Source organism: Pseudomonas sp. v388 (genome assembly GCF_003935425.1).
Taxonomy (GTDB): Bacteria; Pseudomonadota; Gammaproteobacteria; order Pseudomonadales; family Pseudomonadaceae; genus Aquipseudomonas.
On the sequence record NZ_RHQN01000002.1, the window covers coordinates 208464 to 234365 of the forward strand.

24 protein-coding genes are annotated in these 25902 nt (G+C 61.5%); 18 read left to right on the plus strand and 6 right to left on the minus strand.

What is annotated here, in order from left to right; translation table 11 throughout:
• Positions 1-33 precede the first annotated feature (33 nt).
• The 5 genes from coaBC (at position 34) to EGJ27_RS05135 (ending at position 8322) form a co-directional block, all read left to right on the plus strand.
• Positions 34-1242, plus strand: coding sequence for a bifunctional phosphopantothenoylcysteine decarboxylase/phosphopantothenate--cysteine ligase CoaBC (coaBC, locus tag EGJ27_RS05115; protein ID WP_125829647.1), 1209 nt, complete (start codon positions 34-36; stop codon positions 1240-1242).
• A 6-nt stretch (positions 1243-1248) separates the two neighbouring features.
• Positions 1249-1704, plus strand: a complete 456-nt coding sequence (gene dut / locus EGJ27_RS05120; RefSeq protein WP_125829648.1) for a dUTP diphosphatase — start codon at positions 1249-1251, stop codon at positions 1702-1704.
• A gap of 52 nt (positions 1705-1756) precedes the next feature.
• Positions 1757-4324 (plus strand): phosphomannomutase/phosphoglucomutase, encoded by a 2568-nt coding sequence (locus EGJ27_RS25170; RefSeq protein WP_306085274.1) that lies wholly within the window; start codon positions 1757-1759, stop codon positions 4322-4324.
• Between the two features lie 25 nt (positions 4325-4349).
• Positions 4350-5255, plus strand: coding sequence for an acetylglutamate kinase (gene argB / locus EGJ27_RS05130; protein WP_125829649.1), 906 nt, complete (start codon positions 4350-4352; stop codon positions 5253-5255).
• Positions 5256-5439: 184 nt separating this feature from the next.
• Entirely contained in the window at positions 5440-8322 is a 2883-nt protein-coding gene (locus tag EGJ27_RS05135; RefSeq protein ID WP_158619334.1) for a ParB N-terminal domain-containing protein, read from the plus strand.
• Here the strand turns inward: EGJ27_RS05135 and EGJ27_RS05140 are convergent.
• Both EGJ27_RS05140 and pyrE read right to left on the minus strand, forming a co-directional pair.
• Positions 8316-8939 (minus strand): DUF4124 domain-containing protein, encoded by a 624-nt coding sequence (locus EGJ27_RS05140; protein WP_125829651.1) that lies wholly within the window; start codon positions 8937-8939, stop codon positions 8316-8318. The two genes, EGJ27_RS05135 and EGJ27_RS05140, sit on opposite strands and share 7 nt — an antisense overlap.
• A gap of 7 nt (positions 8940-8946) precedes the next feature.
• Positions 8947-9588, minus strand: coding sequence for an orotate phosphoribosyltransferase (gene pyrE / locus EGJ27_RS05145; protein ID WP_125829652.1), 642 nt, complete (start codon positions 9586-9588; stop codon positions 8947-8949).
• Positions 9589-9670: 82 nt separating this feature from the next.
• Between pyrE and EGJ27_RS05150 the strand changes: the two genes are divergently transcribed.
• Complete coding sequence (locus EGJ27_RS05150) at positions 9671-10450, plus strand: exodeoxyribonuclease III (protein WP_125829653.1); 780 nt, start codon at positions 9671-9673, stop codon at positions 10448-10450.
• 339 nt (positions 10451-10789) lie between these two features.
• Here EGJ27_RS05150 and EGJ27_RS05155 read toward each other — a convergent pair whose 3' ends face one another.
• On the minus strand, positions 10790-11158 hold the full coding sequence (locus tag EGJ27_RS05155; protein WP_125829654.1) for a DUF4870 domain-containing protein: 369 nt from the start codon (positions 11156-11158) through the stop codon (positions 10790-10792).
• Between the two features lie 21 nt (positions 11159-11179).
• Entirely contained in the window at positions 11180-11902 is a 723-nt protein-coding gene (rph, locus tag EGJ27_RS05160; protein WP_125829655.1) for a ribonuclease PH, read from the minus strand.
• A gap of 282 nt (positions 11903-12184) precedes the next feature.
• Between rph and EGJ27_RS05165 the strand changes: the two genes are divergently transcribed.
• From EGJ27_RS05165 to EGJ27_RS05190, 6 genes are all read left to right on the plus strand, one after another.
• The gene (locus tag EGJ27_RS05165; RefSeq protein ID WP_125829656.1) at positions 12185-13048 is read left to right on the plus strand and encodes a YicC/YloC family endoribonuclease; all 864 of its coding nucleotides are present in this window, start codon (positions 12185-12187) and stop codon (positions 13046-13048) included.
• Between the two features lie 13 nt (positions 13049-13061).
• Positions 13062-13682: a guanylate kinase gene (gene gmk, locus EGJ27_RS05170; protein WP_125829657.1), complete on the plus strand. Its 621-nt coding sequence runs from the start codon at positions 13062-13064 to the stop codon at positions 13680-13682.
• A 146-nt stretch (positions 13683-13828) separates the two neighbouring features.
• Complete coding sequence (rpoZ, locus tag EGJ27_RS05175; RefSeq protein ID WP_122849478.1) at positions 13829-14092, plus strand: DNA-directed RNA polymerase subunit omega; 264 nt, start codon at positions 13829-13831, stop codon at positions 14090-14092.
• A 60-nt stretch (positions 14093-14152) separates the two neighbouring features.
• Positions 14153-16258 (plus strand): bifunctional GTP diphosphokinase/guanosine-3',5'-bis pyrophosphate 3'-pyrophosphohydrolase, encoded by a 2106-nt coding sequence (gene spoT / locus EGJ27_RS05180; RefSeq protein WP_125829658.1) that lies wholly within the window; start codon positions 14153-14155, stop codon positions 16256-16258.
• 24 nt (positions 16259-16282) lie between these two features.
• Positions 16283-16663, plus strand: coding sequence for a RidA family protein (locus EGJ27_RS05185; RefSeq protein ID WP_125829659.1), 381 nt, complete (start codon positions 16283-16285; stop codon positions 16661-16663).
• Positions 16664-16720: 57 nt separating this feature from the next.
• A complete protein-coding gene (locus EGJ27_RS05190) occupies positions 16721-17458 on the plus strand; it encodes a hypothetical protein (protein ID WP_125829660.1) in 738 nt (245 codons plus the stop codon).
• Positions 17459-17500: 42 nt separating this feature from the next.
• Here the strand turns inward: EGJ27_RS05190 and EGJ27_RS05195 are convergent, their stop codons facing one another.
• Positions 17501-18364, minus strand: a complete 864-nt coding sequence (locus tag EGJ27_RS05195; RefSeq protein WP_125829661.1) for an SDR family oxidoreductase — start codon at positions 18362-18364, stop codon at positions 17501-17503.
• A 205-nt stretch (positions 18365-18569) separates the two neighbouring features.
• Between EGJ27_RS05195 and exbB the strand changes: the two genes are divergently transcribed.
• The 6 genes from exbB to EGJ27_RS05225 all read left to right on the plus strand — a co-directional run bounded on the left by exbB (position 18570) and on the right by EGJ27_RS05225 (position 25308).
• A complete protein-coding gene (gene exbB, locus EGJ27_RS05200) occupies positions 18570-19550 on the plus strand; it encodes a tonB-system energizer ExbB (RefSeq protein WP_125829662.1) in 981 nt (326 codons plus the stop codon).
• A gap of 3 nt (positions 19551-19553) precedes the next feature.
• Positions 19554-19979, plus strand: coding sequence for a TonB system transport protein ExbD (exbD, locus tag EGJ27_RS05205; protein WP_125829663.1), 426 nt, complete (start codon positions 19554-19556; stop codon positions 19977-19979).
• Positions 19976-20722, plus strand: a complete 747-nt coding sequence (locus EGJ27_RS05210) for an energy transducer TonB (protein ID WP_125829664.1) — start codon at positions 19976-19978, stop codon at positions 20720-20722. Before exbD ends, EGJ27_RS05210 begins: the two co-directional genes overlap by 4 nt.
• A gap of 92 nt (positions 20723-20814) precedes the next feature.
• Entirely contained in the window at positions 20815-21738 is a 924-nt protein-coding gene (locus EGJ27_RS05215; protein WP_125829665.1) for a hydrogen peroxide-inducible genes activator, read from the plus strand.
• 10 nt (positions 21739-21748) lie between these two features.
• Complete coding sequence (gene recG / locus EGJ27_RS05220) at positions 21749-23824, plus strand: ATP-dependent DNA helicase RecG (protein WP_125829666.1); 2076 nt, start codon at positions 21749-21751, stop codon at positions 23822-23824.
• Between the two features lie 86 nt (positions 23825-23910).
• The gene (locus tag EGJ27_RS05225) at positions 23911-25308 is read left to right on the plus strand and encodes an aminoacyl-tRNA deacylase and HDOD domain-containing protein (RefSeq protein WP_125829667.1); all 1398 of its coding nucleotides are present in this window, start codon (positions 23911-23913) and stop codon (positions 25306-25308) included.
• A gap of 99 nt (positions 25309-25407) precedes the next feature.
• Here the strand turns inward: EGJ27_RS05225 and EGJ27_RS05230 are convergent, their stop codons facing one another.
• Complete coding sequence (locus tag EGJ27_RS05230; protein WP_125829668.1) at positions 25408-25809, minus strand: GFA family protein; 402 nt, start codon at positions 25807-25809, stop codon at positions 25408-25410.
• Between the last annotated feature and the right edge of the window lie 93 nt (positions 25810-25902).

Below are 25902 nucleotides of genomic sequence, written 5' to 3' on the forward strand. Positions count from 1 at the left end.
CGTCGCGCATCCACTCGACAAAAAGGCAGGCCTATGCAGCGGCTGTATCGAAAACGCATCGTTCTGGGCGTCGGCGGCGGCATCGCGGCCTACAAGAGCGCCGAGTTGGTCCGCCGCTTGCGCGACCACGGTGCAGAGGTGCGTGTTGTCATGACCCGCGGTGGCGCCGAATTCATCACGCCACTGACCATGCAGGCCCTTTCCGGCCATCCTGTGCATCTGGACCTGCTCGACCCTGCGGCCGAAGCCGCGATGGGCCATATCGAGCTGGCCAAATGGGCCGACCTGATCCTCATTGCCCCGGCCACCGCCGACCTGATCGCGCGCCTGACCCAAGGTATCGCCAACGATCTGCTGACCACCGTGGTGCTCGCTACCGATGCGACCGTCGCCATCGCGCCTGCGATGAATCAGGCGATGTGGCGCGACGCCTCGGTGCAGGCCAATACCCGTGCGCTGGAGGACCGCGGCTTTCGCGTATTCGGCCCGGCATCCGGCAGCCAGGCCTGCGGCGATGTGGGCTTCGGGCGGATGCTCGAACCCAACGATCTGGCGCAGTGCGCCGCCGAATGCTTCAAGCGCCTGACCCTGACCGGCAAGCACGTGCTGATCACCGCCGGGCCGACCCAGGAAAACATCGACCCGGTGCGTTACATCACCAATCACAGCTCCGGCAAGATGGGCTTTGCCCTCGCCGAAGCTGCGGTGGAAGCAGGCGCCCGCGTCACGCTGATCACAGGCCCGGTAAATCTGCCGACCCCGGATCGGGTAACGCGCATCGACGTGGTCAGCGCTCGAGACATGCTTGCCGCGTGTGAGGCCGCGATCCCGTGTGACCTGTTCATCGCCTCTGCGGCGGTTGCGGATTACCGGCCGGAGGTCGTTGCACCTCACAAACTTAAGAAAGATCCTACGAACGGTGATGGTCTTCTGTTACAGATGGTCCGTAATCCGGACATTCTGGCAACCATCGCCACACGCCCGGATCGCCCGTTCAGTGTCGGCTTCGCTGCCGAGACCGAACACCTGCTCGACTACGCTGCGCGCAAGCTCAAGGACAAGAATCTCGACCTGATCGTCGCCAACGATGTGGCCAACCCCAGCATCGGCTTCAACAGTGAGGAAAACGCCTGCAGCGTGATCGACCGAGCGTTGCATGCAACGCTTTTCGCCCAGACCAGCAAGGCCAAGATTGCTCGCCAGCTGATCACTTTTATCGCCGACCGCATGAATCAGGTTTAACTACGAATGCACGCTCTACAAGCCAAGATCCTCGACCCTCGCATTGGCGACCAATTCCCGCTGCCGGCTTACGCCACCACCGGTTCGGCCGGCCTGGACCTGCGCGCCATGCTCAAGGAAGACACCGTCCTTGAACCGGGCCAGACGCTGCTGATCCCCACCGGCCTGTCGATCTACATCGGCGACCCGGGCCTGGCCGCGATGATCCTGCCGCGTTCGGGGCTGGGCCATAAACACGGCATCGTGCTGGGCAACCTGGTCGGCCTGATCGACTCGGATTACCAGGGCGAGCTGATGGTGTCCTGCTGGAACCGTGGCCAGACGCCGTTCACCATCGCCATCGGCGAGCGTATCGCGCAGTTGGTGCTGGTGCCGGTGGTTCAAGCCCGCTTCGAGGTGGTCGAAGCATTCGATGAAAGCCAGCGCGGCACAGGCGGCTTCGGTCATTCCGGCAGTCACTGATCTGCCATTGGGAAGTCAATCCGGTCTCAGGACCAGCTCAGGGAGAGGACGGGTGAAAGGCAGTCAGCAGTCCGCGTCAAACCAGCCCGGCCCATTGAAAGCGAATGTGCAGGCTTTGTCTCCCGGCTTGATTCCTGCGCTGCTTGGCCTGGTGGCCGCCGCAGTGCTGATCTGGCTCGCCCTGGTCAGCAACCCCGCGCAACGGGCCTTGCTCGTGCAGGCGTGGGGCGGCAGCCAGGCGTCTGCGGTCAATCTGGCGCTCAGGCAGTTGAATGCCGATACCCGCGCCGCAGCGGCCAGTGACGTGCTGGTCAAGGCGTTGCAAAGCAATGATCCGGTGGCGATTCGTGCCGCACAGGATTCGCTCCGGCATTGGGATGGCGTTCTGGGCGCTCGTCTCGACCCCAATGCGCTGGCGGATGTCGATCCGCAAGGTGCGCTGCCAGTCAGCTATGCCACCCTCGATATGCTGAACAAGGCCGGCCAGGGACAGGACGTCGCCCCCGAAGCCCGCAAGATCGGTGAACGCTGGGTCATCTATGTCGCGGCACCGGTGCGCGCCGACATCGCACAAGCGGCCAGCGGCACGCTGTTGCTGGCCTTCGATCCGCAACGCCTGCTCAATGCCTTGCCGCCCATGCCCGAGCATGCCGGCAAGATCATTCTGAGCCAGCAGTTCGGCGCCGGACCTGAACAGGTCTTTCTGGAGCGTGGTCAGGCAGACGGCGAAGCCGTGACTCTGGATACCGGCTACGCAGGCTGGAAACTGGAGTTCACGCCGGGCGATGCACTGGCTGCATCCCCGTCATGGGCGTTTCTTCTACTTGCTGGATTGATTGCCCTGGCCGGGATTGTCATGGGGCTTTACATCAACGAGCGCACACTGCAGCGACGCATTCGCGACGATGCCCGGCAATTGGATCAGTTGCTTCAAGAACTCTCGGGCGGAAAAGCCGTCAAACCCTTCGGTTTGAGCCTCGCGCCCCTTCATGGCCTGGCTCAGGCACTTGCCCGCGTATCACTTCGCAGTCAGGCAGCACCTGTGCCGACAGCGATTGAAGAACCCGGTGCGTTACCCGGCATCACGAAAACCGGCGCTCGGCCCTCACCCGCCGTATCGGGCGCCGATTGGACAGATCCGCTGTTTCAAAATACCGATATCCTCGATGTCGACATTCTCGACGAAAACCCGGACTTCCTGAGATCGGAGCACCCCATCTTTATGAACAGCCAAGCATCAGTGGCACCCCAACTTCCCGACACTATTTTCCGTGCCTACGACATTCGTGGCGTGGTCGGGGACACCCTCAGCGCTGAAACCGCTTACTGGATCGGTCGTGCCATCGGCGCCGAAAGCCTGGCCCAGAACGAACCCAACGTCAGCGTTGGCCGCGACGGCCGTCTTTCCGGCCCCGAGCTGGTGCAACAACTGATTCAAGGCCTGCACGACAGCGGCTGCCACGTCAGCGACGTGGGCCTGGTGCCAACTCCTGCGCTCTACTACGCCGCCAACGTGCTGGCCGGCAAGACCGGCGTGATGCTGACCGGTAGCCACAACCCCAAGGACTACAACGGCTTCAAGATCGTGATCGCTGGCGACACCCTCGCCAACGAACAGATCCAGGCGCTGCACGAGCGCATCAAGACCCACAACCTGACCTGGCAGAAAGGCAGCATCACCCAGGTCGACATCCTCGATCGCTACTTCAAGCAGATCAAGGACGACGTGGTCCTGGCCCGCAAGCTCAAGGTCGTGGTCGACTGCGGCAACGGCGCGGCCGGTGTGATCGCTCCGCAGCTGATCGAAGCGCTGGGTTGCGAAGTCATTTCCCTGTTCGCCGAGGTGGATGGCAACTTCCCGAACCACCACCCGGATCCGGGCAAGCTGGAAAACCTCCAGGACCTGATCGCCAAGGTCAACGAAACCGGTGCCGACCTTGGCCTGGCCTTCGACGGCGACGGCGACCGTGTCGGCGTGGTGACCAACAAGGGCAACGTGGTGTATCCCGACCGCCTGCTGATGCTGTTCGCGCTGGACGTGCTCAAGCGCAACCCGGGTGCCGACATCCTGTTCGACGTCAAATGCACCCGTCGCCTGACCCCGCTGATCAGCGAGCATGGCGGTCGCCCGGTAATGTCCAAGACCGGTCACTCGCTGATCAAGAAAGAAATGAAGAAAAGCGGTGCGCTGCTGGCCGGCGAAATGAGCGGCCATATCTTCTTCAAGGAGCGCTGGTTCGGTTTCGACGACGGCATCTACAGCGCGGCACGCCTGCTGGAAATTCTCAGCCAGGAGTCGGCGACTGCCGAAGACCTGTTCGAGACCTTCCCGAACGATATTTCCACGCCCGAGATCAACATCAAGGTGACGGATGTCACCAAGTTCAGCATCATCGAGGCCCTTGAGAAAGACGCGCAGTGGGGCGACGCCAAACTGACCACCATCGACGGCGTCCGTGTGGACTATCCGAAGGGCTGGGGCCTGGTTCGCGCTTCCAATACCACGCCGGTACTGGTATTACGCTTCGAGGCTGAAACCGAAGCCGAATTGCAGCGCATCAAGGACGTGTTCCACGCCGAGCTCAAGAAAGTTGCGCCGGACCTCGACCTGCCGTTTTGATTTTTCCTTTTGACTGGAGCCCTGAATGACCCTCGAACGTGATGCCGCCTCTAATGTAGCCAAGGTCCTTTCCGAAGCGCTGCCTTACATTCGCCGATTCGTCGGCAAGACGCTGGTAATCAAGTACGGCGGTAACGCCATGGAGAGCGAAGAGTTGAAAACCGGCTTCGCTCGCGACATCGTGTTGATGAAGGCAGTCGGCATCAACCCGGTGGTGGTCCATGGCGGAGGGCCGCAGATCGGTGATTTGCTCGCTCGCCTGAACATCGAAAGCAACTTCATCGACGGCATGCGCGTCACTGATGCGCAAACCATGGATGTGGTGGAAATGGTGCTCGGCGGCCAGGTCAACAAGTCCATCGTGAACCTGATCAACCGGCATGGCGGCAGCGCCATCGGCCTGACTGGCAAGGACGCCGAGCTGATTCGTGCGAAAAAGCTCATCGCGACCCGCCAGACGCCGGAGATGACCAAGCCTGAAATCATCGACATCGGTCAGGTCGGCGAAGTGGTCGGGGTCAACACCGATCTGCTGAACATGCTGGTCAAGGGTGATTTCATTCCAGTCATCGCGCCGATTGGCGTGGGTCCGGAGGGCGAGTCCTACAATATCAACGCCGATCTGGTGGCAGGCAAGGTTGCCGAGGCGCTCAAGGCCGAGAAACTGATCCTGCTGACCAATATCGCTGGTCTGATGAACAAACAGGGCGAAGTCCTCACCGGGCTGACCACCGAGCAGGTCGACGGCCTGATCGCCGACGGCACGATCTACGGTGGCATGCTGCCGAAGATTCGCTGCGCGCTGGAAGCGGTCCAGGGCGGCGTTCACAGCTCGCACATCATCGATGGTCGGGTGCCCAATGCCGTGCTGCTGGAAATCTTCACCGACAGCGGTGTCGGTACGCAGATCACCAATCGCAAGCGTCACTGAGCGACCCGGTAATACCAGAGCCTCGTCGGCGAATGCTGACGGGGCTTTTTTATGGCCCGTACCAAGCCCGCGTTTACCCTACTCGCCCAGACGAATTGTCTGGCGCAGTCCGGCGCAAATGTCCGGCTGAACATTTTCTATCGGTATGCAACGTGGTTCCTTTGTTCATCAAGGAACGCACAACATGACCACTTCCTTTTCCTCGTCTGAACATCAGCCGGGGACCGCACTGCCCGTCCTGGTGGGCGCACTCTCTCACCAGCCGGAACTCGACATCATCAAGTTCGCCGTTGCGCGTTTCGTCGCGCAGCGCCGGGACTGGTACCTGTCCGCCGGCTTGAAGCCCAAGGACAGTCCGTCGTTCGACGTCAGTACGCTGCTTCAGGCGTTGGCCTGGGAGTCGCTGGATCGCCTCGACACCCGAGATTTCACAGCCGATCAGTTCCGGGCGTTACTGGAACAGCTGCTCGATTCGCCTGCGGCGCGGGCGCTGGGCCGGGAGTTGCATGAAGCGCTCGGCTGGGATAACGAAATCGATGCCCAGGACGCCGATCCGCAATTGCTCAAGCAACTGGTGTGGAGCGCTCTGATTCTGGAAATCGACCCACCGGCCCGGCACAAAATCGCCCATGTAGCGGGCTATGACCTCACGGCCAAACGCACTTGGGGTCGGCCCTTGCGGTGGATTCGGGCTGACCTGATCAGCTTTCTCGAATGGAAGACCCGAGGCGTTGACGGGTTGCGCTCCTATGAAATGGCCAGCCTCGCGCTGTGCGCACTGGAGCCGTTGATACCGGAGTTCGCCCGAAACGACATTCCGGCCGGTCTGCCATACGGTTCCCTGCGCTGGGCCAATTTCGCCCACGGCGTCGCGCTTGCCGAGGCGTTGCAGCCGGGAGCATCGCAGCTGCTGGGCTTCGAGCAATTGCTGGAGCTGCCGCTGGAGCAGAGTGACCAGGCCGGGCCTGACGTCTTGCAGGTCATCGCCGCAACACGTCTGCTGCCTGCGCTGCAATGGGCGATTGCCCACGAGCGGGTCGACCATCGTCCTGACGCGGCTTACTCCGAGGAGGACGTGCAACGAGCGATCGGCGCGCTGGACGACTACTCTGCTCGCCTGGCCCGTTCGACGCTGGCGGTGCTGCGCGATCCGCCGCACCGCATCAGGATGGCCGAGCAACTATTCAATGAGCTGATGGGCGACAAGAGTTACCTGCATCAGACGGTCATGCGACCGAGCACGGTCTGGGGGCGAATCGAATTCTCGTTGAAAAACCCGGCACCCAGCGTGCGCGCCGGCGAGTTCTATCTTCTGGATGTGTTCGCCGCGGGCTATCTGAAGAACGGCCTGGACCAGTTCGAACCTCATTTGCAGCACAATCAGACGGCGCTGCGGGATGCGATCGTGCCTGCCATCGAAAAACTCAAGGGGGTCGACATTCCAGCGCTGTATGACACTGCGTTCGATGCCTGGTTCGAGCAGGCTCAGGCCGGCTACAAGGCGCTGGTCGAGCACCTTCTTGAGCAGATCCCGCCTGATGATCAAGAGCGTCTCAACACCGGCGAAGTCACTGTCATCGTGCTGCGGCGCGAGACCGGCAAGGCCTTGCAGAGTGAAACCGCTCAGGACCGTGCGGATCATCAAGGGCGTTTCGGCTTCATGATTCGCTGCGAGCACGACGGCAAGGTTTTCTTCTACGAGCTGTTTCCGTTCCGGAGCCAGCTGAAACGCCGTGCCGACCTGGGCGTGATCCCTCGTTCTCGCGCCGAGGTGCAATACGTTGACTGGGCTCCAGCACTTATCCAGACCGACTGGGCGACCTATCGCGAAAATCGCGAGCCTGAAGCGGACGCCCGTTGCGCGGTTATCCCGGTGCAGATCGGATATTTTCCCGCGTCTTGCGACGATAGTCCGCCGGCGGCGCCATCGCAGCGCCTGAAGGCGATTGCTGAAGTGGTCGTGCAACGCAACATGTTCTGCGACCGGCAGCGCACCTATCAGGTGCAGCGTGGTGTCACAGGCGTGGAATTGGTCAGCGGTAATTACCCGCCAGTGCTGCGCCTCGCTGAAGTGCTGATCCCCGGCCTGGGTTGCTACAACGCTGTGCGAACCGGGGAGTCTGCGGCACTCAGCTGTGTGCTGGATGTGGGCGCGATCATGGCGCTTCCGTTATTCACGCTCGGCAAAGGCGTGTTGCAGGTTTCCGTGCGTTCGGGGCGAATCGGGTTGCTCAAGGCGCTTCCGGCGTTCGGGGGCGCCGCCCGCCAGTTCGTCAAGGCCAGCGGCGTGGCGTATCGACAGGCATTGAACCCGATAGGGCTGGGCATTGCGCTGGGCTCGGCACTGCAGGAGGCGGGTCAGTTCAGTCGGGTCGTATTGAAGCGAATGACTGCCCGCATGAATACCTGGGCCAGGCTGAGCAGCCGCGCCGTGGTTTTCAGAATGCCTCAGCGGGTCAATGGCCGCATCGGCTATCCCCTGAGCGGGCGCGGCGCGGCTGCGGCAGCGGTAGCGCTGGGTGCTGATGATTCGGGCCGCCGGATCCGTAATGTCAGGGACTACGATGCGTTTCTCGACACCGACGACATATTCAAAGGCAACGCCCGGCTCAGGGCCGACATGCTCGCCGAAGTCGAAGCGGGTGCCGACATTCGGGTGCACGTGCGGCGCGATGGCAGCAGGACGTTGGTCAAAAAAGACCAGGCCGATCAAGTCTTCGTCGATCTGGCGGACAACTCGACCGTGCACCTCACGTCCCACTACGACTACCGGGTGCTCAAAAGCTGGGCAACGGGGAATGAAAGCGGGCAGGCAGAGGTCAAGCGACTGGCGGTCAATCGAGTGGTGCCCAGCAGGCGCGTGCTCGATCCGCAACGGCTAAGGAGCGTCAAGGATGCCATCGAGAACGGAAATTACCTGCCGCCGCTGGATGTCAGGCGAATGGGAGAAGGGTTCGAGGTCGTCAACGGCAATCACCGTTTGCAGGCCGCCGTTGAACTGGAACTGGAGAACGTTCCGGCGGTGATCCTGCCGCAATCTGCGGATTCGCCCGCAACCAGTTACTGAGTCAGCTGTTGTACCCGGGCGCGGTCGACGGCAAAGCCTGCTTCGGCCTGTGCCCGTGTTGCCTGGTAACGGGCGATATCGGCCTTGAGTTTTTGCTGCTGATCGCGCAAGTCCTGCAGTTGATCCACCAGTGACTGCGGGACCGGCCTTCCGGCACGTTCCTGATCGGCGGCCTGGCTTTGCAGGTTGCGCTGCTGTACGGCCAGCCCCTGAATGTTGCCCTGGGCAACGCTCACCAGCGCGTCCAGCTCGGCCAGCTTGCGCGCCTTGACCCGGTCGACGTCGTCGACGCTGCCGTAAAGACTCAGCAACTGGGCGTCGGCGCTGGCCTGGACCTTATCGACCTGGGCCTGACGGATCTGCTCGGCGGTGGGCGCAGGCGGTACGACCTGCACCACCCGCCCGTGAGCGTTGAGCACTTCATAGCCCTTGGCAACGTACTCAGGCGGTACGCCCTGGCGATCCAGTACCGTTACGCCACGACTGTCGACGTAACGGTACAACTGCATCCCCGGCGCCTCGGCGGCCTGAGCGGCAGGCAAAGCGAACAGGTTCGCCGCCAGGCATAAACCCAGCAGGTTCACTCTCAACGCCCGATGGTTGCCGCCTTGGACCATACGCCCCTCAGATTCCGTATTGCGTGCGATAAGCCTCGACTGCCGGCAGATGCTGCTTGAGTTGCGGGTCGTCGGCCAGAAATTCCAGGACTTGATTCAAGGAAACGATACTGACCACCGGAATACCGAAGTCGCGCTCCACTTCCTGAATGGCGGACAACTCGCCGTTGCCGCGCTCCTGGCGATTGAGGGCGATCAGCACGCCAGCCGCGGTTGCGCCCTGGGCCTGGATGATCTGCATCACCTCGCGGATCGCGGTGCCGGCGGTGATCACGTCGTCGATGATCAGCACATTGCCGGTCAACGGCGCGCCGACCAGGCTGCCGCCTTCGCCGTGGGCCTTGGCTTCCTTGCGGTTGAAGCACCACGGCAGATCCAGATCGTGATGTTCGGCCAACGCCACCGCAGTAGAGGCCGCCAGCGGGATGCCTTTGTAGGCCGGGCCGAACAGAACGTCGAAGGAAATACCGCTTTCAACCACGGCCGCCGCGTAGAAACGACCCAGTTGCGCCAGGGCCGAACCGCTGTTGAACAGGCCGGCATTGAAGAAGTACGGACTGGTGCGCCCGGACTTCAGGGTGAACTCACCGAAGCGCAGTACACCGCGATCGATGGCAAAACGAATGAAATCGCGTTGATACGCTTGCATGAAAAAAGCCCCGAATACCACGGATTTAGCTAATTAGGTAGAGCTCGGGTATCATACACGCACGTGATTTTTGGGGCCATTTATGCGGATCATCAGTGTGAACGTAAATGGCATTCAGGCTGCGGTCGAGCGTGGTTTGCTCAGCTGGCTGCAAGCTCAGAATGCCGACGTCATCTGCCTACAGGACACCCGCGCCTCCACCTTTGAACTGGATGATCCAGCCTTCCAACTGGATGGCTACTTCCTCTATGCCTGCGAAGCTGAAGTCCCCGCCCAGGGTGGCGTGGCGCTTTATTCGCGGTTGCAACCGAAGGCGGTAATCAGCGGCCTCGGCTTCGAGACAGCCGACCGCTACGGGCGTTACCTGCAAGCAGATTTCGACAAAGTCAGTATTGCGACCCTGTTGTTCCCGTCGGGAATGAACGGGGACGAGGACTTGAATCAGAAATTCAAGCTCATGGACGATTTTGGCAAGTACATGGACAAGCAGCGCCGCAAGCGCCGCGAATACATCTACTGCGGATCGCTCTATGTGGCACAGCAGAAGCTCGACATCAAGAACTGGCGCGACAGCCAACAGTCGCCCGGCTTCCTGGCGCCCGAGCGTGCCTGGATGGACGAACTGGTAGGCACTATGGGCTATGTGGATGCCCTGCGTGAAGTCAGCCGTGAAGGTGACCAGTACAGCTGGTGGCCCGACAGCGAACAGGCCGAGATGCTGAACCTGGGCTGGCGCTTCGATTACCAGATCCTGACACCGGGTCTGCGCCGTTTCGTGCGCACCGCACGTCTGCCCCGCCAGCCGCGCTTCTCGCAACACGCGCCGTTGATCGTGGACTATGACTGGACGCTGACTATCTGATCTGAAGGAGCGAGCTTGCTCGCGAAGAGGCCGGTACATCCGCAGCAGATGTGTTGGCCTGAAATTAGTCTTCGCGAGCAAGCTCGCTCCCACCAGATCTACGCCGAACCCGCAGGAGCGGACTCGTCCGCGAAGAGGCCGGTACATCCGCAGCAGATGTGTTGGCCTGAAATTAGTCTTCGCGAGCAGGCTCGCTCCTACCAGATCTACACCGAACCTGTAGGAGCGAGCTTGCTCGCGAAGAGGCCGGTATAGCCGTAGCAGCTGTATTGGCCGGAAATACGCCTTCACGGACAAGTCCGTTCCTGCAGGATTCGCGCTGAATCTGGTTCGGGCCGCCTACTTCAGCAGTCGCCAGGTAAACGGATAACGATAATCCCGCCCTTCGTTCGCCTTGATACCGGCAATGATGATCAGCGCCATTGCGCCCACGATGACCAACAGCAAGAGTGGAAAGCCGATAACGACCACCATCAGCAGAATGCTGACCATGGCGGCAAGGGTTGCGGTGATCTGGAAATTCATCGCCTCCTTGCCCTGCGCGTCGATGAATGGGTCGTTCTCGCGCTTCAACTGCCAGAGAATCAAGGGAGCCAACAGGTTGCCGAGTGGAAAGATCAGCCCGGCAAATGCGGACAAGTGACAGAACATCGCCCATTGACGAGCGCTTTGAGCCGGTGTGTTCAACGGTTGCTGGCTGTCGCTCATGATCCTTCCCTCTGGTTTTTATCAATCGGCCAGTGCGGCCTTTTGCAGTGCGAACAGCTCGGTCATGCCTTGCTGTGCCAGGGCCAGCATGGCGTTCAGCTCTTGCGGCTGGAATGGCGCGCCTTCGGCGGTGCCCTGTACTTCGATGAAGCCGCCTTCGCTGGTCATCACCACATTCAGGTCAGTCTCGGCTGCGGAGTCTTCCAGGTAATCCAGGTCAAGCACCGGCTCGCCTTGGTACATGCCGACCGAAACGGCTGCAATCATCTGCTTGAGCGGATCGCCGCCTTTGAGGCCGCCACGTTTCTTGATCACTTTCAAGGCGTCGGCCAGGGCAACCATGGCGCCGGTGATGGACGCCGTGCGGGTGCCGCCATCGGCCTGGATGACATCGCAATCCACATACAGGGTGACATCGCCCAGCTTGGACATGTCCAGCGCAGCGCGCAGTGAGCGACCGATCAGGCGCTGGATTTCCAGGGTGCGGCCGCCTTGCTTGCCACGGCTGGCTTCGCGCTGGTTACGCTCGCCGGTGGCGCGCGGCAGCATGCCGTATTCGGCAGTCAGCCAGCCCTGGCCCTGACCCTTGAGGAAGCGGGGTACGCCGTTCTCGACGCTGACGGTGCAAATCACCTTGGTATCACCAAACTCGACCAGCACAGAACCCTCGGCGTGTTTGGTGTAGTTGCGGGTGATGCGGATCGAGCGGAGCTGATCGGCGGCGCGACCACTTGGACGTTTCATCTGGATACCTGTACTGGGACGGAAAACTGCCGAGCATTATAGAGGTCACAACCCTGACAGGGCATCTCTTAAAGTCACTCGTGCCCGATTGCATCCCGCCAAGGCCCGCCGGCCGGGCTCCGCGAGCCTTCAGCGAGTGACGGGCGGAACGACTCGAATCGCCGATTGGGAGCCGACGCCGCTCTGCGCTACAATCCTGCGCCTTTGCAGCCTGTCGGCTTTCACGACTCCACGACCGCCCTCTTCATTCGCGCTCCTGGACCGACCCAAGAGGTACATCCCATGGTGCATAGCATGACTGCCTTCGCTCGCGTCGAACGGGCCGGCGCCCAGGGCACGCTGAGCTGGGAATTGCGCTCGGTCAACCATCGCTATCTGGAGCCGCACCTGCGCCTGCCGGAATCTTTTCGCGATCTGGAAGGCTCGGTCCGCGAAGCCCTGCGCCAGGGTTTGTCCCGCGGCAAGGTCGAATGCACGCTGCGCTTCGTCGAGGAAACCGCCGGCAAGCCGTTGCAGGTGGACCGCGAGCGCGCCAGCCAGTTGGTCGCCGCAGCGGAAATCGTGGCTGGCCTGATCAAACAGCCGGCGGCGCTCAACCCGCTTGAAGTGCTGGCCTGGCCGGGGGTTCTGGTCGCCGATGCCAGCGATCCCCAGGCATTGAACAGCGAAGCGTTGAGCCTGTTCAACGAGGCGTTGGCGGAACTGAAGAAAGGTCGCGGCCGCGAAGGCGCGGATCTGGCGGCACTTCTCGACGAACGGTTGGTTTCCATCACGCAGGAAGTCGTCACTCTGCGCACGCTGGTGCCGCAGATGCTCGCCACCCAGCGGCAGAAAGTCCTGGATCGTTTCGCCGACATGAAGGCCGAGCTCGATCCGCAGCGGCTTGAGCAGGAAATGGTCCTGCTCGCGCAGAAGAGCGACGTCGCTGAAGAACTCGATCGCCTGAGCACTCATGTCACCGAGGTGCGCCGTGTGCTCAAGGCCGGCGGCCAGGCAGGACGACGGCTGGATTTCCTCATGCAGGAACTCAACCGCGAAGCGAATACACTGGGCTCCAAGGCCTTCGACCCGCGCAGCACGCAAGCGGCCGTCAACCTCAAGGTGTTGATCGAGCAGATGCGTGAACAAGTGCAGAATATTGAGTAAGGCTGAACCTGACATGACCCACAGCACCGGTACCCTGTACATCATTTCCGCCCCTTCGGGCGCGGGCAAGACCAGCCTGGTCAAGGCCCTGATCGACGCCCAGCCGCAGATTCGCGTTTCGGTGTCGCACACCACGCGGGCCATGCGTCCCGGCGAAGCCGATGGCGTGAACTATCACTTCGTGGAACGCGCCGAATTCGTGCGCATGATCGAGCATGGCGATTTCCTGGAGCAGGCCGAAGTCTTCGGCAATCTCTACGGGACGTCCCAGAGCCGCCTGCAGCAGACCCTGGACGAAGGTCATGACCTGATCCTTGAGATCGACTGGCAGGGCGCGCAGCAGGTTCGCAGGCAGATGCCCCATGCCCGGTCCATTTTCATTCTGCCGCCGACCCAGCAGGCACTGCGTCAGCGCCTGACCAATCGCGGCCAGGACAGTGACGAGATCATCGACGCGCGCATGCGTGAAGCGGTCAGCGAGATGAGCCATTACGTCGAATACGAGTACATCGTGGTCAATGACGATTTCGGCAGCGCACTTGAGGATCTCAAAGCCATCTTCCGCGCCAATCGCCTGTCCCAGACGCATCAGCAGGAACAGTACAGCGAGCTTTTCCAGCAATTGCTGGCTTGATCGCCGGGTTTTTGGGCGGCCGGCTGAGGTCAAAAGCAGCCATGCGACGGCATGGCGCTTGATGCTTGCAGCTGTCCGCTTGTAAACTACCGAGTCCGCTCGCCCATCCGGGCATCGCGCATCCGCATTTGCTACGAGGAATACCCATGGCCCGCGTAACCGTTGAAGACTGCCTAGAACACGTGGATAACCGCTTTGAGCTGGTCATGCTCTCCACCAAGCGTGCCCGTCAACTGGCAACCGGCGGCAAAGAACCGAAGCTGGCGTGGGAAAATGACAAGCCTACCGTTATGGCCCTGCGTGAAATCGCAGCAGGCGTGATGGATTACGCGGTAATCGCAGAAGCTGAAATCGTTGAAGATGAACCACTGTTCGCAGCGTTTGAGGACGAGTCCAACGAGGCCGTCTAAGCCTATGCCGGGTCGACGTAGTACGGCGCAGGGTACAAGCCATCGGCAGGGGGTAGCGCCTTGCCGAGCATAGACGCCCTCGCCGATCGCCTGTCGGCCTACCTCGGCAAGGAACAGGTCAACCTGGTCCGCCGAGCGTATTTCTACGCCGAACAAGCCCACGACGGCCAGCGCCGCCGTAGCGGCGAAGCCTACGTCACGCACCCGCTGGCGGTAGCGAACATCCTCGCTGACATGCACATGGACCATCAGAGCCTGATGGCCGCGATGCTGCATGACGTCATCGAGGACACCGGCATTGCCAAGGAAGCGCTCTGTGCGCAATTTGGCGAAACCGTGGCCGAACTGGTCGACGGGGTCAGCAAACTGACCCAGATGAACTTCGAGACCAAGGCCGAGGCGCAAGCCGAAAACTTCCAGAAGATGGCCATGGCCATGGCGCGCGATATTCGCGTGATCCTGGTCAAGCTCGCCGATCGCCTGCACAACATGCGCACCCTGGAGGTTCTCTCCGGTGAGAAGCGCCGCCGCATTGCCAAGGAAACCCTCGAAATCTACGCGCCCATCGCCAACCGGCTGGGCATGCACAGCGTGCGTATCGAGTTCGAGGATCTAGGCTTCAAGGCGATGTACCCGATGCGTTCGGCGCGCATCAATCAAGCGGTCAAGCGCGCCCGGGGCAATCGCAAGGAGCTGGTCAACAAGATCGAAGAGTCGCTGAGCCATTGCCTGGCAGTGGACGAGATCGAAGGCGACGTCAGCGGACGGCAGAAACATCTCTACGGCATCTACAAGAAGATGCGCGGCAAGCGTCGGGCCTTCAACGAGATCATGGACGTCTACGCGTTCCGCATCATCGTCGACAAGGTTGATACCTGTTATCGCGTGCTGGGCGCTGTTCATAATTTGTACAAGCCGCTACCGGGCCGCTTCAAGGATTACATCGCGATTCCCAAGGCCAACGGCTACCAGTCGCTGCATACCACGCTGTTCGGTATGCATGGCGTGCCTATCGAAATCCAGATTCGTACCCGCGAAATGGAAGAAATGGCCAACAACGGGATCGCGGCGCACTGGCTATACAAGTCCAGTGACGATGAACAACCCAAGGGCACGCATGCCCGCGCCCGCCAGTGGGTCAAGGGTGTGCTGGAAATGCAGCAACGTGCCGGCAACTCCCTGGAATTCATCGAAAGCGTCAAGATCGACCTGTTTCCGGACGAGGTCTACGTGTTCACGCCCAAAGGCCGGATCATGGAGCTGCCCAAAGGCTCCACGGCGGTGGACTTTGCCTATGCGGTTCACACCGATGTCGGCAACAGCTGCATCGCCTGCCGTATCAACCGCCGTCTGGCGCCGTTGTCCGAGCCGTTGCAGAGCGGTTCGACCGTGGAGATCGTCAGCGCGCCCGGTGCCCGTCCGAATCCGGCCTGGCTGAACTTCGTCGTCACCGGCAAGGCGCGCACCCATATTCGCCACGCGCTCAAGCTGCAGCGCCGTTCCGAGTCCATCAGCCTGGGCGAGCGCCTGCTCAACAAGGTGCTGAACGGCTTCGAATCCAGCCTGGAGAAAATCGCCCACGAGCGCGTTCAGCAGGCGCTGGCCGAATACCGGGTGGAAGTGCTGGAAGACCTGCTCGAAGACATCGGCCTGGGTAACCGGATGGCTTACGTTGTTGCCCGCCGCCTGCTGGGTGAAGGCGATCAGTTGCCGAGCCCCGAAGGTCCGCTGGCGATTCGCGGGACCGAAGGTCTGGTGCTCAGTTATGCCAAGTGCTGCACGCCGATTCCGGGTGACCCGATCGTCGGCCACCTGTCCGCCGGCAAGGGCATGGTCGTGCACCTGGATAACTGCCGCAATATCAGCGAAATCCGCCACAACCCGGAAAAATGCATCCAGCTGTCCTGGGCCAAGGATGTCACCGGCGAATTCAATGTCGAGCTGCGCGTCGAGCTGGAACACCAGCGCGGGCTGATTGCCCTGCTGGCCAGCAGCGTCAATGCGGCCGACGGCAATATCGAGAAGATCGGCATGGACGAGCGCGATGGTCGCATCAGCGTGGTCCAGCTGGTTGTCAGCGTGCACGACCGCGTGCATCTGGCCCGTGTGATCAAGAAGCTGCGCGCGCTGACCGGAGTGACTCGCATCACTCGCATGCGCGCCTAGTAAACCCACTACCAGGAGTTCTTCATGACCAAGACCGTCATCACCAGCGAACAGGCACCTGCGGCCATCGGCCCGTATTCCCAGGCGATCAAGGCTGGCAATACCGTCTACATGTCCGGGCAGATCCCGCTGGACCCGAAAACCATGGAACTGGTCGAGGGCATCGAAGCCCAGATCGTTCAGGTGTTCGAGAACCTGAAGTCGGTGGCCGAAGCGGCGGGCGGTTCGTTCAAGGACATCGTCAAGCTGAACATCTTCCTGACCGATCTGGGTCACTTCGCCAAGGTCAACGAGATCATGGGCAAGTACTTCGAGCAGCCTTATCCGGCCCGTGCCGCCATTGGCGTTGCTGCCCTGCCGCGTGGCGCGCAGGTCGAGATGGACGCCATCCTGGTCATCGAATAAATCCCCCTCGGCGGAGCGCCTCATGCTCCGCCACCTTGCAAAAGGAAGGACTCTGCTATGCGTTCCGCCCTCGCCATTTCGTTGTTGGCCCTCATGCTCGGCGGTTGCGCCAGCCACGCCGACCGCAACCCTGATGGGACATGGATCAACCAGAACGCCATCGACGCTGCGGTCAAAGGCGGCAACCTGCGCCAGGCGCTGTTGGCCAGCGGCCCCAATCTCGAATGGCAGATCAACACCAAGGCCAACCAGGCCGTGTATTCCAATGGTTTCGAAGTGGGCGAAGGCAAGATCGCCAGCGCTGCCAACGGCAAGTTGCATGTCGATTTCTACGGCAACTTTTTCGAAGACCTGAGTTTCGATGGCGATGAGCTGGTGCAGGCTGCCAGTGAATCCGGGCCGGAACAGCATTTCGAGAAGCCCGAAGCGCCGGCTGCGGAAGGCGCGCCGGCCGGCAGCAGCTTCGAACAAGCGCTGTACCAGGCATACATGGGCGGCAAATGGACCATCGTCAACGGCGACGGTCAGGGCAGCACCGTGCAGTTCATGGCTGATGGCAGTGTTCAGGGCCTGCCGGAGAACGATCGTTATGCACTCTGCCTGGCGGGCGACTGCGCGGCCATGAGCGGTGAGTACGACAGCATGTGGCTGGAGAAAGCCGAGCAAGGCGCACCGTGGATCTTCGTGCGCAAGGGCAAGCAGCTGGAAATCTTCCAGGCGCTGAACAATGCCGGCCCCGACCAGATGCCGGAGCTGCGTCCGGGTACGCGTCGCTGGTTGTTGGAACAGCAGTAGTTCGTAAAGCGGATTTTGTGCAGGAGCGAGCGGGCGGCGCTCCTACACGGAAGCGGGTTTACTCAATAACGCCGCATACCCAGCTCGGTAATCCGGGTACGCCGGCTCCCAGCCCAGCGCCCTCGCCCGGGCGTTGCTGCAGCGCTTGCTGCCGACGCGCTGCACGCTGGCATCGGCTGCCCATTCGGTGACGCCCAGATACTCGCGAATCCACGCGACTACGTCGGCCAGCGCGGCCGGTTCGTCGTCGACGCCCAGATAGCACTCCTCCAGCATTACGCCTTGAGCATCTGCCTTAAGTAAGTGCGCCAGCAATCCCGCTGCGTCATCGGCGTGGATGCGATTGGCGTAGACAGGTGGATCGATGCGGACACTTTGCCCCTGGCGCACGCGGTTGGACAGATCACTGCGGCCAGGTCCGTAGATGCCTGTCAGCCGCACGACCGTCGCCGCAAGCCCGCTGTTGAGCGCGACCTGTTCCGCTTCGAGCATGATCCGGCCGGTGAAGCTGCGAGGTTCGGTAGGCGACTGTTCATCGACCCATTCGCCGTCAGCCTGTCCGTAGACGCCGCTGCTGGAGACGAATAGAACCCGTTTGGGCTGTTGGCCGCAACGGGCCAGCCAACCCAGCACGTTCTGCAAACCCTCGACATAAGCCTGGCGGTAGCCCGCTTCATCCCGTTGCGAAGGGGTCGCGCAGTACACCAGATAATCGATCGGGGTCTGTGGCCAATGGGCCGGCAGGCGTGAATCAAACAGATCACCCGCCACTGCGGCAATGCCCGCAGGCAATTGCGAAGTGTCTCGACGCAATCCGTGCACAGTCCAGCCGTCAGCCAGCAACCGTTGAGCCGTTCGAGAACCGATGTCGCCACAACCGGCGATCAGTACGGAGGGGGCAGCCATTTGTCTCTCCATCAGGCGGTCGGGCCGCCGTAAAAATGATCAGAAACCCTCGCAAGCCGAGAATTTCTTTAAAAAAAGATACATTATTACTTTTGTTAACAAGAACGATTTGCAATAATGCCGGCCTATCTGCTTTTTCAACCGCGTCGAGCGCATCGCGCAGTACGACGCAATGCTCATTTATTCTCTTCCAGGTCCGGCCAGCATGACACGTAATGAATCAATCGCTTCGCCAACCAAGCTCTCCAGCCTGCCACGCGCATGGCGTGGTGTCGCTGCCTTCGTACTGAGCCTGATGCTCGCGCCTCTGGCGTTCGCCGACCAGGCCGCACCCAATGCCGCGCCGGCCACCCAGCCTGCGGTCAGCACGCCGGCCACTCCGGTTGCGGCTGATCCGACGGCACCTGCGCAGCCTCAGGCTGTCGCGCCCGGCGCAGCCGTCGAGCCGGTCGCGGAAGAAGGCAGCCTGGGCATGGCCCACGACCTGTCGCCATGGGGCATGTATCAGAACGCCGACGTCGTGGTCAAAGCGGTCATGATCGGCCTGGCCATCGCGTCGATCATCACCTGGACGATCTGGATCGCCAAGGGCTTCGAACTGCTGGGCGCCAAGCGCCGGCTGCGCAGCGAAATCGCCGACCTGAAAAAGGCCCGTTCGCTGTCCGATGCCAGCCAGAGCGCCAACAAGGAAGGCACCCTCGCCCACTTGCTGGTTCACGACGCACTGGAAGAAATGCGCCTGTCGGCCAACAGCCGCGAGCGCGAAGGTATCAAGGAGCGCGTCAGCTTCCGCCTGGAGCGTCTGGTCGCGGCATGCGGTCGCAACATGAGTTCCGGCACCGGTGTTCTCGCCACCATCGGTTCCACTGCCCCGTTCGTGGGTCTGTTCGGTACCGTCTGGGGCATCATGAACAGCTTCATCGGCATCGCCAAAACCCAGACCACCAACCTGGCGGTCGTGGCTCCCGGCATCGCCGAGGCTCTGCTGGCAACCGCACTTGGCCTGGTGGCCGCGATTCCCGCGGTAGTGATCTACAACGTCTTCGCCCGCTCCATCGCCGGCTACAAGGCTCAGGTTTCCGATGCCTCGGCTCAGGTTCTGCTGCTGGTCAGCCGCGATCTGGACCACCTGCCTGAACCGACCGAGCGCAATCAACAGCAACCGCACATGGTCAAGGTGGGCTAAGACGTGGGCCTGCATCTTAACGAAGGTGGCGACGATCTCGCCGAGAACCACGAAATCAACGTCACGCCGTTCATCGACGTCATGTTGGTGCTGCTGATCATTTTCATGGTGGCCGCGCCACTGGCGACGGTAGATATCAAGGTCGACCTGCCGGCGTCCACCGCGACGCCGCAGCCAAGGCCCGAGAAACCGATCTTCCTCAGCGTCAAGGCCGACAAAAACCTGTACCTGGGCGAAGAGCAAGTCTCCCGCGAGCAGATCGGTCAGGTACTGGACGGCAAGACCAAGGGCAAGAAGGACACCACGATCTTCTTCCAGGCCGACAAGGGTGTGGATTACGGCGACCTGATGGACGTCATGAACACGCTTCGCAGCGCCGGCTACCTGAAGGTGGGTCTCGTAGGTCTTGAGACGGTTGGTAAAAAATGATCACTACGCGCCAAAAACTGACGCGCTATAGCGGTAGTCTGTTGTTGGTGCTGGCCGTGCACGCCATTGCGTTCATCGTCGCGCTTCGCTGGCCGGCCTCACAGGCTATCGAGCTGCCGCCGGCGGCGATGATGGTCGAGCTTGCGCCTTTGCCCGAGCCCGCACCGCCACCACCGCCGCAGGTTGTTCAGCCGCCACAGCCACCTGCACCGGAAGAAGTCGAGCCGATCCCGGAAGTCGCGCAAGCGCCCAAGCCGGAAATCGTGGTGCCCAAGAAGGTCGAAAAGCCCAAGCCGAAGCCACAGCCGCCCAAGCCTGTGAAAAAGCCTGAGCCGCCCAAGGAAGAGCCCGCCGCCGAGAAACCGGTGGATACGCCGCCCACGACTGCCAAGCCGGAGAAGTCCGCAGCGCCGACACCGCCTGCTCCGCCTTCGCCGCCGAGCAACGCGCTGCCGAACTGGCAGAGTGATCTGTTGCGGCACCTGAGCAAGTACAAGAAGTATCCGGAAGACGCTCGTCGTCGCGGCATGCAGGGCGTCGCTCGCCTGCGCTTCGTGGTCGATGCGCAAGGCAATGTCTTGTCCTATTCGATTGCCAGCAGTTCAGGCAGTCCAGCGCTGGACCGAGCCACCACGGAAATGATCCGTCGTGCTCAGCCTTTGCCCAAGCCGCCTGCGGAAACACTGAACAACGGCACCATCGAAATCCTCGCACCGTTCGTTTATTCGCTGGATAAACGCTGAATCACACTTTTGTTACTCAAGAGTGCTTCTGATAACGTGCGTCTATCGATTGCACCCGCTATGCTGGGTTCGCAACTTCATGGACGCACGTTATGACTCTTACAGAATTGCGCTACATCGTTACGCTCGCTCAGGAACAGCACTTCGGCCACGCCGCCGAGCGCTGTCATGTCAGCCAGCCCACTTTGTCCGTGGGTGTGAAGAAACTCGAGGATGAACTCGGGGTTCTGATTTTCGAGCGCAGCAAGAGCGCGGTACGTCTGACGCCGGTCGGCGAAGGCATCGTGGCTCAGGCGCAGAAAGTACTGGAGCAGGCGCAAGGCATTCGCGAACTCGCCCAGGCGGGCAAGAACCAGCTCACCGCACCGCTCAAGGTCGGCGCCATCTACACCGTCGGCCCGTATCTGTTTCCTCACCTGATCCCGCAACTGCACCGGGTTGCCCCGCAGATGCCGTTGTACATCGAGGAAAACTTCACTCATGTATTGCGCGACAAGCTGCGCAACGGTGAGCTGGATGCGGTGATCATCGCCCTGCCGTTCAACGAAGCCGATGTGCTGACGCTGCCGCTGTACGATGAACCGTTCTCGGTGCTGATGCCGGCTGGCCATCCCTGGACCCAGAAAAAGACCATCGACGCCTCGGCGCTGAACGACAAGAGCCTGCTGTTGCTCGGTGAAGGTCACTGTTTCCGTGACCAGGTTCTGGAAGCCTGCCCGACCCTGACCAAGGGTAGCGAAGGCTCCAAGCACACCACGGTGGAATCCAGCTCGCTGGAAACCATTCGGCACATGGTTGCGTCCGGACTGGGGGTTTCGATCCTGCCGTTGTCCGCAGTGGACAGCCACCACTACGCTCCTGGCGTGATCGAAGTTCGCCCGCTGACCGCGCCGGTGCCGTTCCGCACCGTCGCCATCGCATGGCGCGCCAGTTTCCCAAGGCCCAAGGCAATCGAGATCCTCGCTGACTCTGTGCGCCTGTGTTCAGTGGCACGTCCGAAAGCAGAAGCGAGCTAGGCAGGAAGACATGAGCGAGCTTTCTAAAGTCTCGGTCACGGCGCTCAAGGGCGTCGGCGAAGCCATGGCTGAAAAACTGGCCAAGGTCGGTCTGGAAAACCTGCAGGATGTGCTGTTCCACCTGCCGCTGCGTTATCAGGACCGTACCCGCGTTGTCCCGATAGGCGCCTTGCGTCCCGGGCAGGACGCGGTGATTGAAGGTGTGGTCAGCGGTGCTGATGTGGTGATGGGCAAGCGGCGCAGTCTGCTGGTGCGGCTGGGCGATGGCTCCGGTGTCGTCAGCCTGCGTTTCTACCATTTCAGCAATGCCCAGAAAGACAGCATGAAGCGCGGCACTCTGCTGCGCTGTTTCGGCGAAGCTCGCCCGGGTGCGTCGGGCCTTGAGATCTATCATCCCGAATACCGCGCACTGACCGGCGACGAGCCTGCGCCGGTCGAGCAGACGCTGACCCCGATTTATCCCACTACCGAAGGGCTGACCCAGCAACGCCTGCGCCAGCTATGCCAGCAGAGCCTTGCGATGCTCGGTCCCAAGAGCCTGCCGGACTGGCTGCCTGAAGAGCTGGCACGAGATTATCAGCTGGCACCGCTCGACGATGCGATTCGCTACCTGCACCACCCGCCGGCCGATGCCGACGTCGATGAGCTGGCGCTTGGGCACCATTGGGCGCAGCACCGGCTGGCCTTCGAAGAATTGTTGACCCATCAACTCTCGCAGCAGCGCCTGCGGGAAAGCCTTCGTGCGCAACACGCGCCCGCCTTGCCGCCGGCGAAGAAACTGCCGAAACAGTTTCTCGCCAACCTCGGTTTTCCGCCCACCGGCGCGCAGCAGAGGGTCGGCAAGGAAGTGGCCTACGACCTGAGTCAGCCCGAGCCGATGCTGCGCCTGATCCAGGGCGACGTGGGTTCGGGCAAGACGGTGGTCGCGGCACTGGCGGCGTTGCAGGCGCTTGAAGCGGGGTATCAGGTGGCGCTGATGGCGCCGACCGAGATTCTCGCCGAGCAGCACTACATCAATTTTCAGCGTTGGCTGGAGCCGCTGGGTGTGGACGTGGCCTGGCTGGCGGGCAAGCTCAAGGGCAAGGCCCGTGTCACTTCACTGGAGCAGATCGCCAACGGCACGCCCATGGTGGTCGGCACCCACGCGCTGTTTCAGGACGAGGTGAAGTTCAAGAATCTGGCGCTGGTCATCATCGACGAGCAACACCGCTTCGGTGTCCAGCAGCGTCTGGCGCTGCGCAAGAAAGGCGTGGGCGGCATGATGTGTCCGCACCAATTGATCATGACTGCCACGCCGATCCCGCGCACGCTGGCGATGAGCGCCTATGCCGATCTCGACACCTCGATTCTCGACGAGCTGCCGCCGGGTCGAACGCCGGTCAACACCGTGCTGGTGGCGGACAGCCGACGCATCGAAGTCATCGAGCGGGTTCGCGCTGCGTGTGCCGAAGGGCGCCAAGCCTACTGGGTCTGTACCCTGATCGAAGAATCCGAAGAGCTGACCTGCAAGGCCGCTGAAACCACTTTCGAAGAGCTGAGCAGCGCCTTGGGTGAATTGCGGGTCGGGTTGATTCACGGACGCATGAAGCCGGTGGAAAAGGCCGCGATCATGGCTGAGTTCAAGCAAGGCGCATTGCAGTTGCTGGTGGCGACCACGGTCATCGAAGTGGGTGTCGACGTGCCCAATTCCAGCCTGATGATCATCGAGAACCCCGAGCGCCTGGGGCTTGCGCAACTTCACCAGCTGCGCGGCCGGGTCGGACGCGGCAGCGCCGTCAGCCACTGCGTGTTGCTTTATCATCCGCCGCTTTCCCAGATCGGTCGCCAGCGCCTGGGCATCATGCGCGAGACCAACGATGGCTTCGTGATTGCCGAGAAAGATCTGGAGTTGCGTGGCCCTGGCGAAATGCTCGGTACTCGACAAACGGGCTTGCTGCAGTTCAAGGTCGCTGATCTGATGCGCGATGCCGACCTGCTCCCGGCCGTTCGTGACGCGGCCCAGGCACTGCTGGAACGGTGGCCGCAACATGTCAGCCCGCTGCTGGAGCGCTGGCTGCGCCATGGCCAGCAATACGGACAGGTGTGACGCAAACAACGCTTTCAGAAGCGCAAACGACTTGAAGTGAGTAAGCTGGTTATACTTCCACGACTGTAGGAAATTGGACAAAGACCATGACAGAAGTTGCCCACGTCAGTGATTCGCACCACGCGCCGTCCGTCATTCGGCAATTGCTCGAAAAATTGTCCATCAGCTACAGGGAAGTCGTGGATGCCCCCGGCTTGCCTGCTGCGAGCAAAGTCCAGGCGGTGTTGGTCGAAGACGCAGTCGGGGCGCTTCTGATTCTGTTCCCGCAAAGCCAGTTGCTCGATCTGGGCCGGATCACCGAATTGACCGGTCGCCAGCTCGCTGCGGTGCCCCACGAGCGGCTGTTGCGCATGCTCGCCAAGCACAATCTGCATCAGTTGCCGGGTTTGCCGGCGCTGACCAGTTCGCCATGCCTGTATGACGATCGCCTGCTTCAGGAGCCTTTGTTGCTGGTGGGCTCGGGCGAACCCGGCGTCCTGCTGGAAATCGCCAGCGACGATTTCAAGGGCATGCTGAGCAAGGCCAGCGCTGCCCACTTCGGCGAACTCGCTGGCGCCATCCGGCCGAACCTGGACCGTCCGGACGACGACCGCGCGGAAATCACCCAGGCCATGACGGCGTTTACCGCCCGCCGCATCCAGCAGCGTCTGGAAGCGACCTTGGAGATTCCGCCGCTGGCCGGAACGGCACAAAAAATCATCAAATTGCGCGTCGACCCCGATGCAACCATCGACGACATCACCGGTGTGGTGGAAACCGACCCGGCGCTGGCGGCGCAGGTAGTCAGCTGGGCCGCTTCGCCTTATTACGCCTCCACCGGCAAGATCCGTTCGGTTGAAGACGCCATCGTGCGCGTGCTTGGCTTCGACCTGGTGATCAACCTGGCGCTGGGTCTGGCGCTGGGCAAGACGTTGAGCCTGCCCAAGGATCATCCGCAACAGACCACGCCTTACTGGCAGCAGTCGATCTACACCGCAGCCGTCATCGAAGGCCTGACCCGCGCCATTCCGCGTGCCAAGCGTCCCGAAGGTGGCCTGACCTATCTGGCCGGGCTGTTGCACAACTTTGGCTACCTGCTGCTGGCCCATGTATTCCCGCCGCATTTCTCGCTGATCTGCCGTCAGCTGGAAGTCAATCCGCACCTGCATCACAGCTATGTGGAGCATCATCTGCTGGGCATCACTCGCGAGCAGATCGGCGCCTGGTTAATGCGTTACTGGGACATGCCGGACGAACTGGCCACCGCCCTGCGCTTCCAGCACGACCCGCATTACGCCGGCGAGCACTGCGAGTATGCCAACCTGGTGTTCCTCGCCGTGCGCCTGCTGCGCGCCAATGGCGTGGGTTCCGGCCCGCAGGAGGAAATCCCGGACGAGCTGTTCGAGCGCCTGGGCCTGAGCCGTGAAAAAGCTACTGAGTCGGTGCGCAAGGTGCTCGAAGCGGAAGTCATGCTGCGCGAACTGGCTTCGCAGTTCGGGCATTGATGTCTGGTTACATATAGGAGCGGACCTGTCCGCGAAGACGGCAGTACGGACGATACACATGATGCGTCTGTTCAGGCCCTTTCGCGGACAGATCGGTTCCTACGAAGCTTCGCCTTCCCGGCCGGGAAGGTGCTCATCCAGACGCAACCACGGCAATCGGTTTTCGATCCAGATATGGCGAGACGCGGCTGCCTGTTCCGGATGATCCAGCGTGGCGATGGTGACGTCGATTTCTTCGGGGCTGTTGCGAGTGAACAGCGCCAGGTGTGCACCGCAGTTGCCGCAAAAGTAGCGCACGCAGGTCGGGCCGGAGTCATACGCGGCGGGGCTTCCCGCAAGCCAGTGAAACGACGCCAGAGGCACGGTGACCCAGCTCATGACGGTCCCGCCCGACGTGCGGCGGCAAATCGAGCAGTGGCAGTGAGCGATGTCCACCAGCGGAGCATCGAATTGATAGCGCAGGCTGCCGCAATGGCAGCCGCCGGTATGAATCTGTTCCATTTCCCTCTCCCGTCGCAGGTCGATACCGCTTGTGACAATCGGATCGGCCCATCGGTTGTCTGAAAGGTGAGCGAAAGCTTGTCCGATTAGGAT

Coding starts and splice junctions, on each gene's coding strand:
- coaBC (WP_125829647.1), top strand. CDS start 34: ATGCAGCGGCTGTATCGAAAACGCATCGTTCTGGGCGTCGGCGGCGGC.
- dut (WP_125829648.1), top strand. CDS start 1,249: ATGCACGCTCTACAAGCCAAGATCCTCGACCCTCGCATTGGCGACCAA.
- argB (WP_125829649.1), top strand. CDS start 4,350: ATGACCCTCGAACGTGATGCCGCCTCTAATGTAGCCAAGGTCCTTTCC.
- EGJ27_RS05135 (WP_158619334.1), top strand. CDS start 5,440: ATGACCACTTCCTTTTCCTCGTCTGAACATCAGCCGGGGACCGCACTG.
- EGJ27_RS05140 (WP_125829651.1), bottom strand. CDS start 8,939: ATGGTCCAAGGCGGCAACCATCGGGCGTTGAGAGTGAACCTGCTGGGT.
- pyrE (WP_125829652.1), bottom strand. CDS start 9,588: ATGCAAGCGTATCAACGCGATTTCATTCGTTTTGCCATCGATCGCGGT.
- EGJ27_RS05150 (WP_125829653.1), top strand. CDS start 9,671: ATGCGGATCATCAGTGTGAACGTAAATGGCATTCAGGCTGCGGTCGAG.
- EGJ27_RS05155 (WP_125829654.1), bottom strand. CDS start 11,158: ATGAGCGACAGCCAGCAACCGTTGAACACACCGGCTCAAAGCGCTCGT.
- rph (WP_125829655.1), bottom strand. CDS start 11,902: ATGAAACGTCCAAGTGGTCGCGCCGCCGATCAGCTCCGCTCGATCCGC.
- EGJ27_RS05165 (WP_125829656.1), top strand. CDS start 12,185: ATGGTGCATAGCATGACTGCCTTCGCTCGCGTCGAACGGGCCGGCGCC.
- gmk (WP_125829657.1), top strand. CDS start 13,062: ATGACCCACAGCACCGGTACCCTGTACATCATTTCCGCCCCTTCGGGC.
- rpoZ (WP_122849478.1), top strand. CDS start 13,829: ATGGCCCGCGTAACCGTTGAAGACTGCCTAGAACACGTGGATAACCGC.
- EGJ27_RS05185 (WP_125829659.1), top strand. CDS start 16,283: ATGACCAAGACCGTCATCACCAGCGAACAGGCACCTGCGGCCATCGGC.
- EGJ27_RS05190 (WP_125829660.1), top strand. CDS start 16,721: ATGCGTTCCGCCCTCGCCATTTCGTTGTTGGCCCTCATGCTCGGCGGT.
- EGJ27_RS05195 (WP_125829661.1), bottom strand. CDS start 18,364: ATGGCTGCCCCCTCCGTACTGATCGCCGGTTGTGGCGACATCGGTTCT.
- exbB (WP_125829662.1), top strand. CDS start 18,570: ATGACACGTAATGAATCAATCGCTTCGCCAACCAAGCTCTCCAGCCTG.
- EGJ27_RS05210 (WP_125829664.1), top strand. CDS start 19,976: ATGATCACTACGCGCCAAAAACTGACGCGCTATAGCGGTAGTCTGTTG.
- EGJ27_RS05215 (WP_125829665.1), top strand. CDS start 20,815: ATGACTCTTACAGAATTGCGCTACATCGTTACGCTCGCTCAGGAACAG.
- recG (WP_125829666.1), top strand. CDS start 21,749: ATGAGCGAGCTTTCTAAAGTCTCGGTCACGGCGCTCAAGGGCGTCGGC.
- EGJ27_RS05225 (WP_125829667.1), top strand. CDS start 23,911: ATGACAGAAGTTGCCCACGTCAGTGATTCGCACCACGCGCCGTCCGTC.
- EGJ27_RS05230 (WP_125829668.1), bottom strand. CDS start 25,809: ATGGAACAGATTCATACCGGCGGCTGCCATTGCGGCAGCCTGCGCTAT.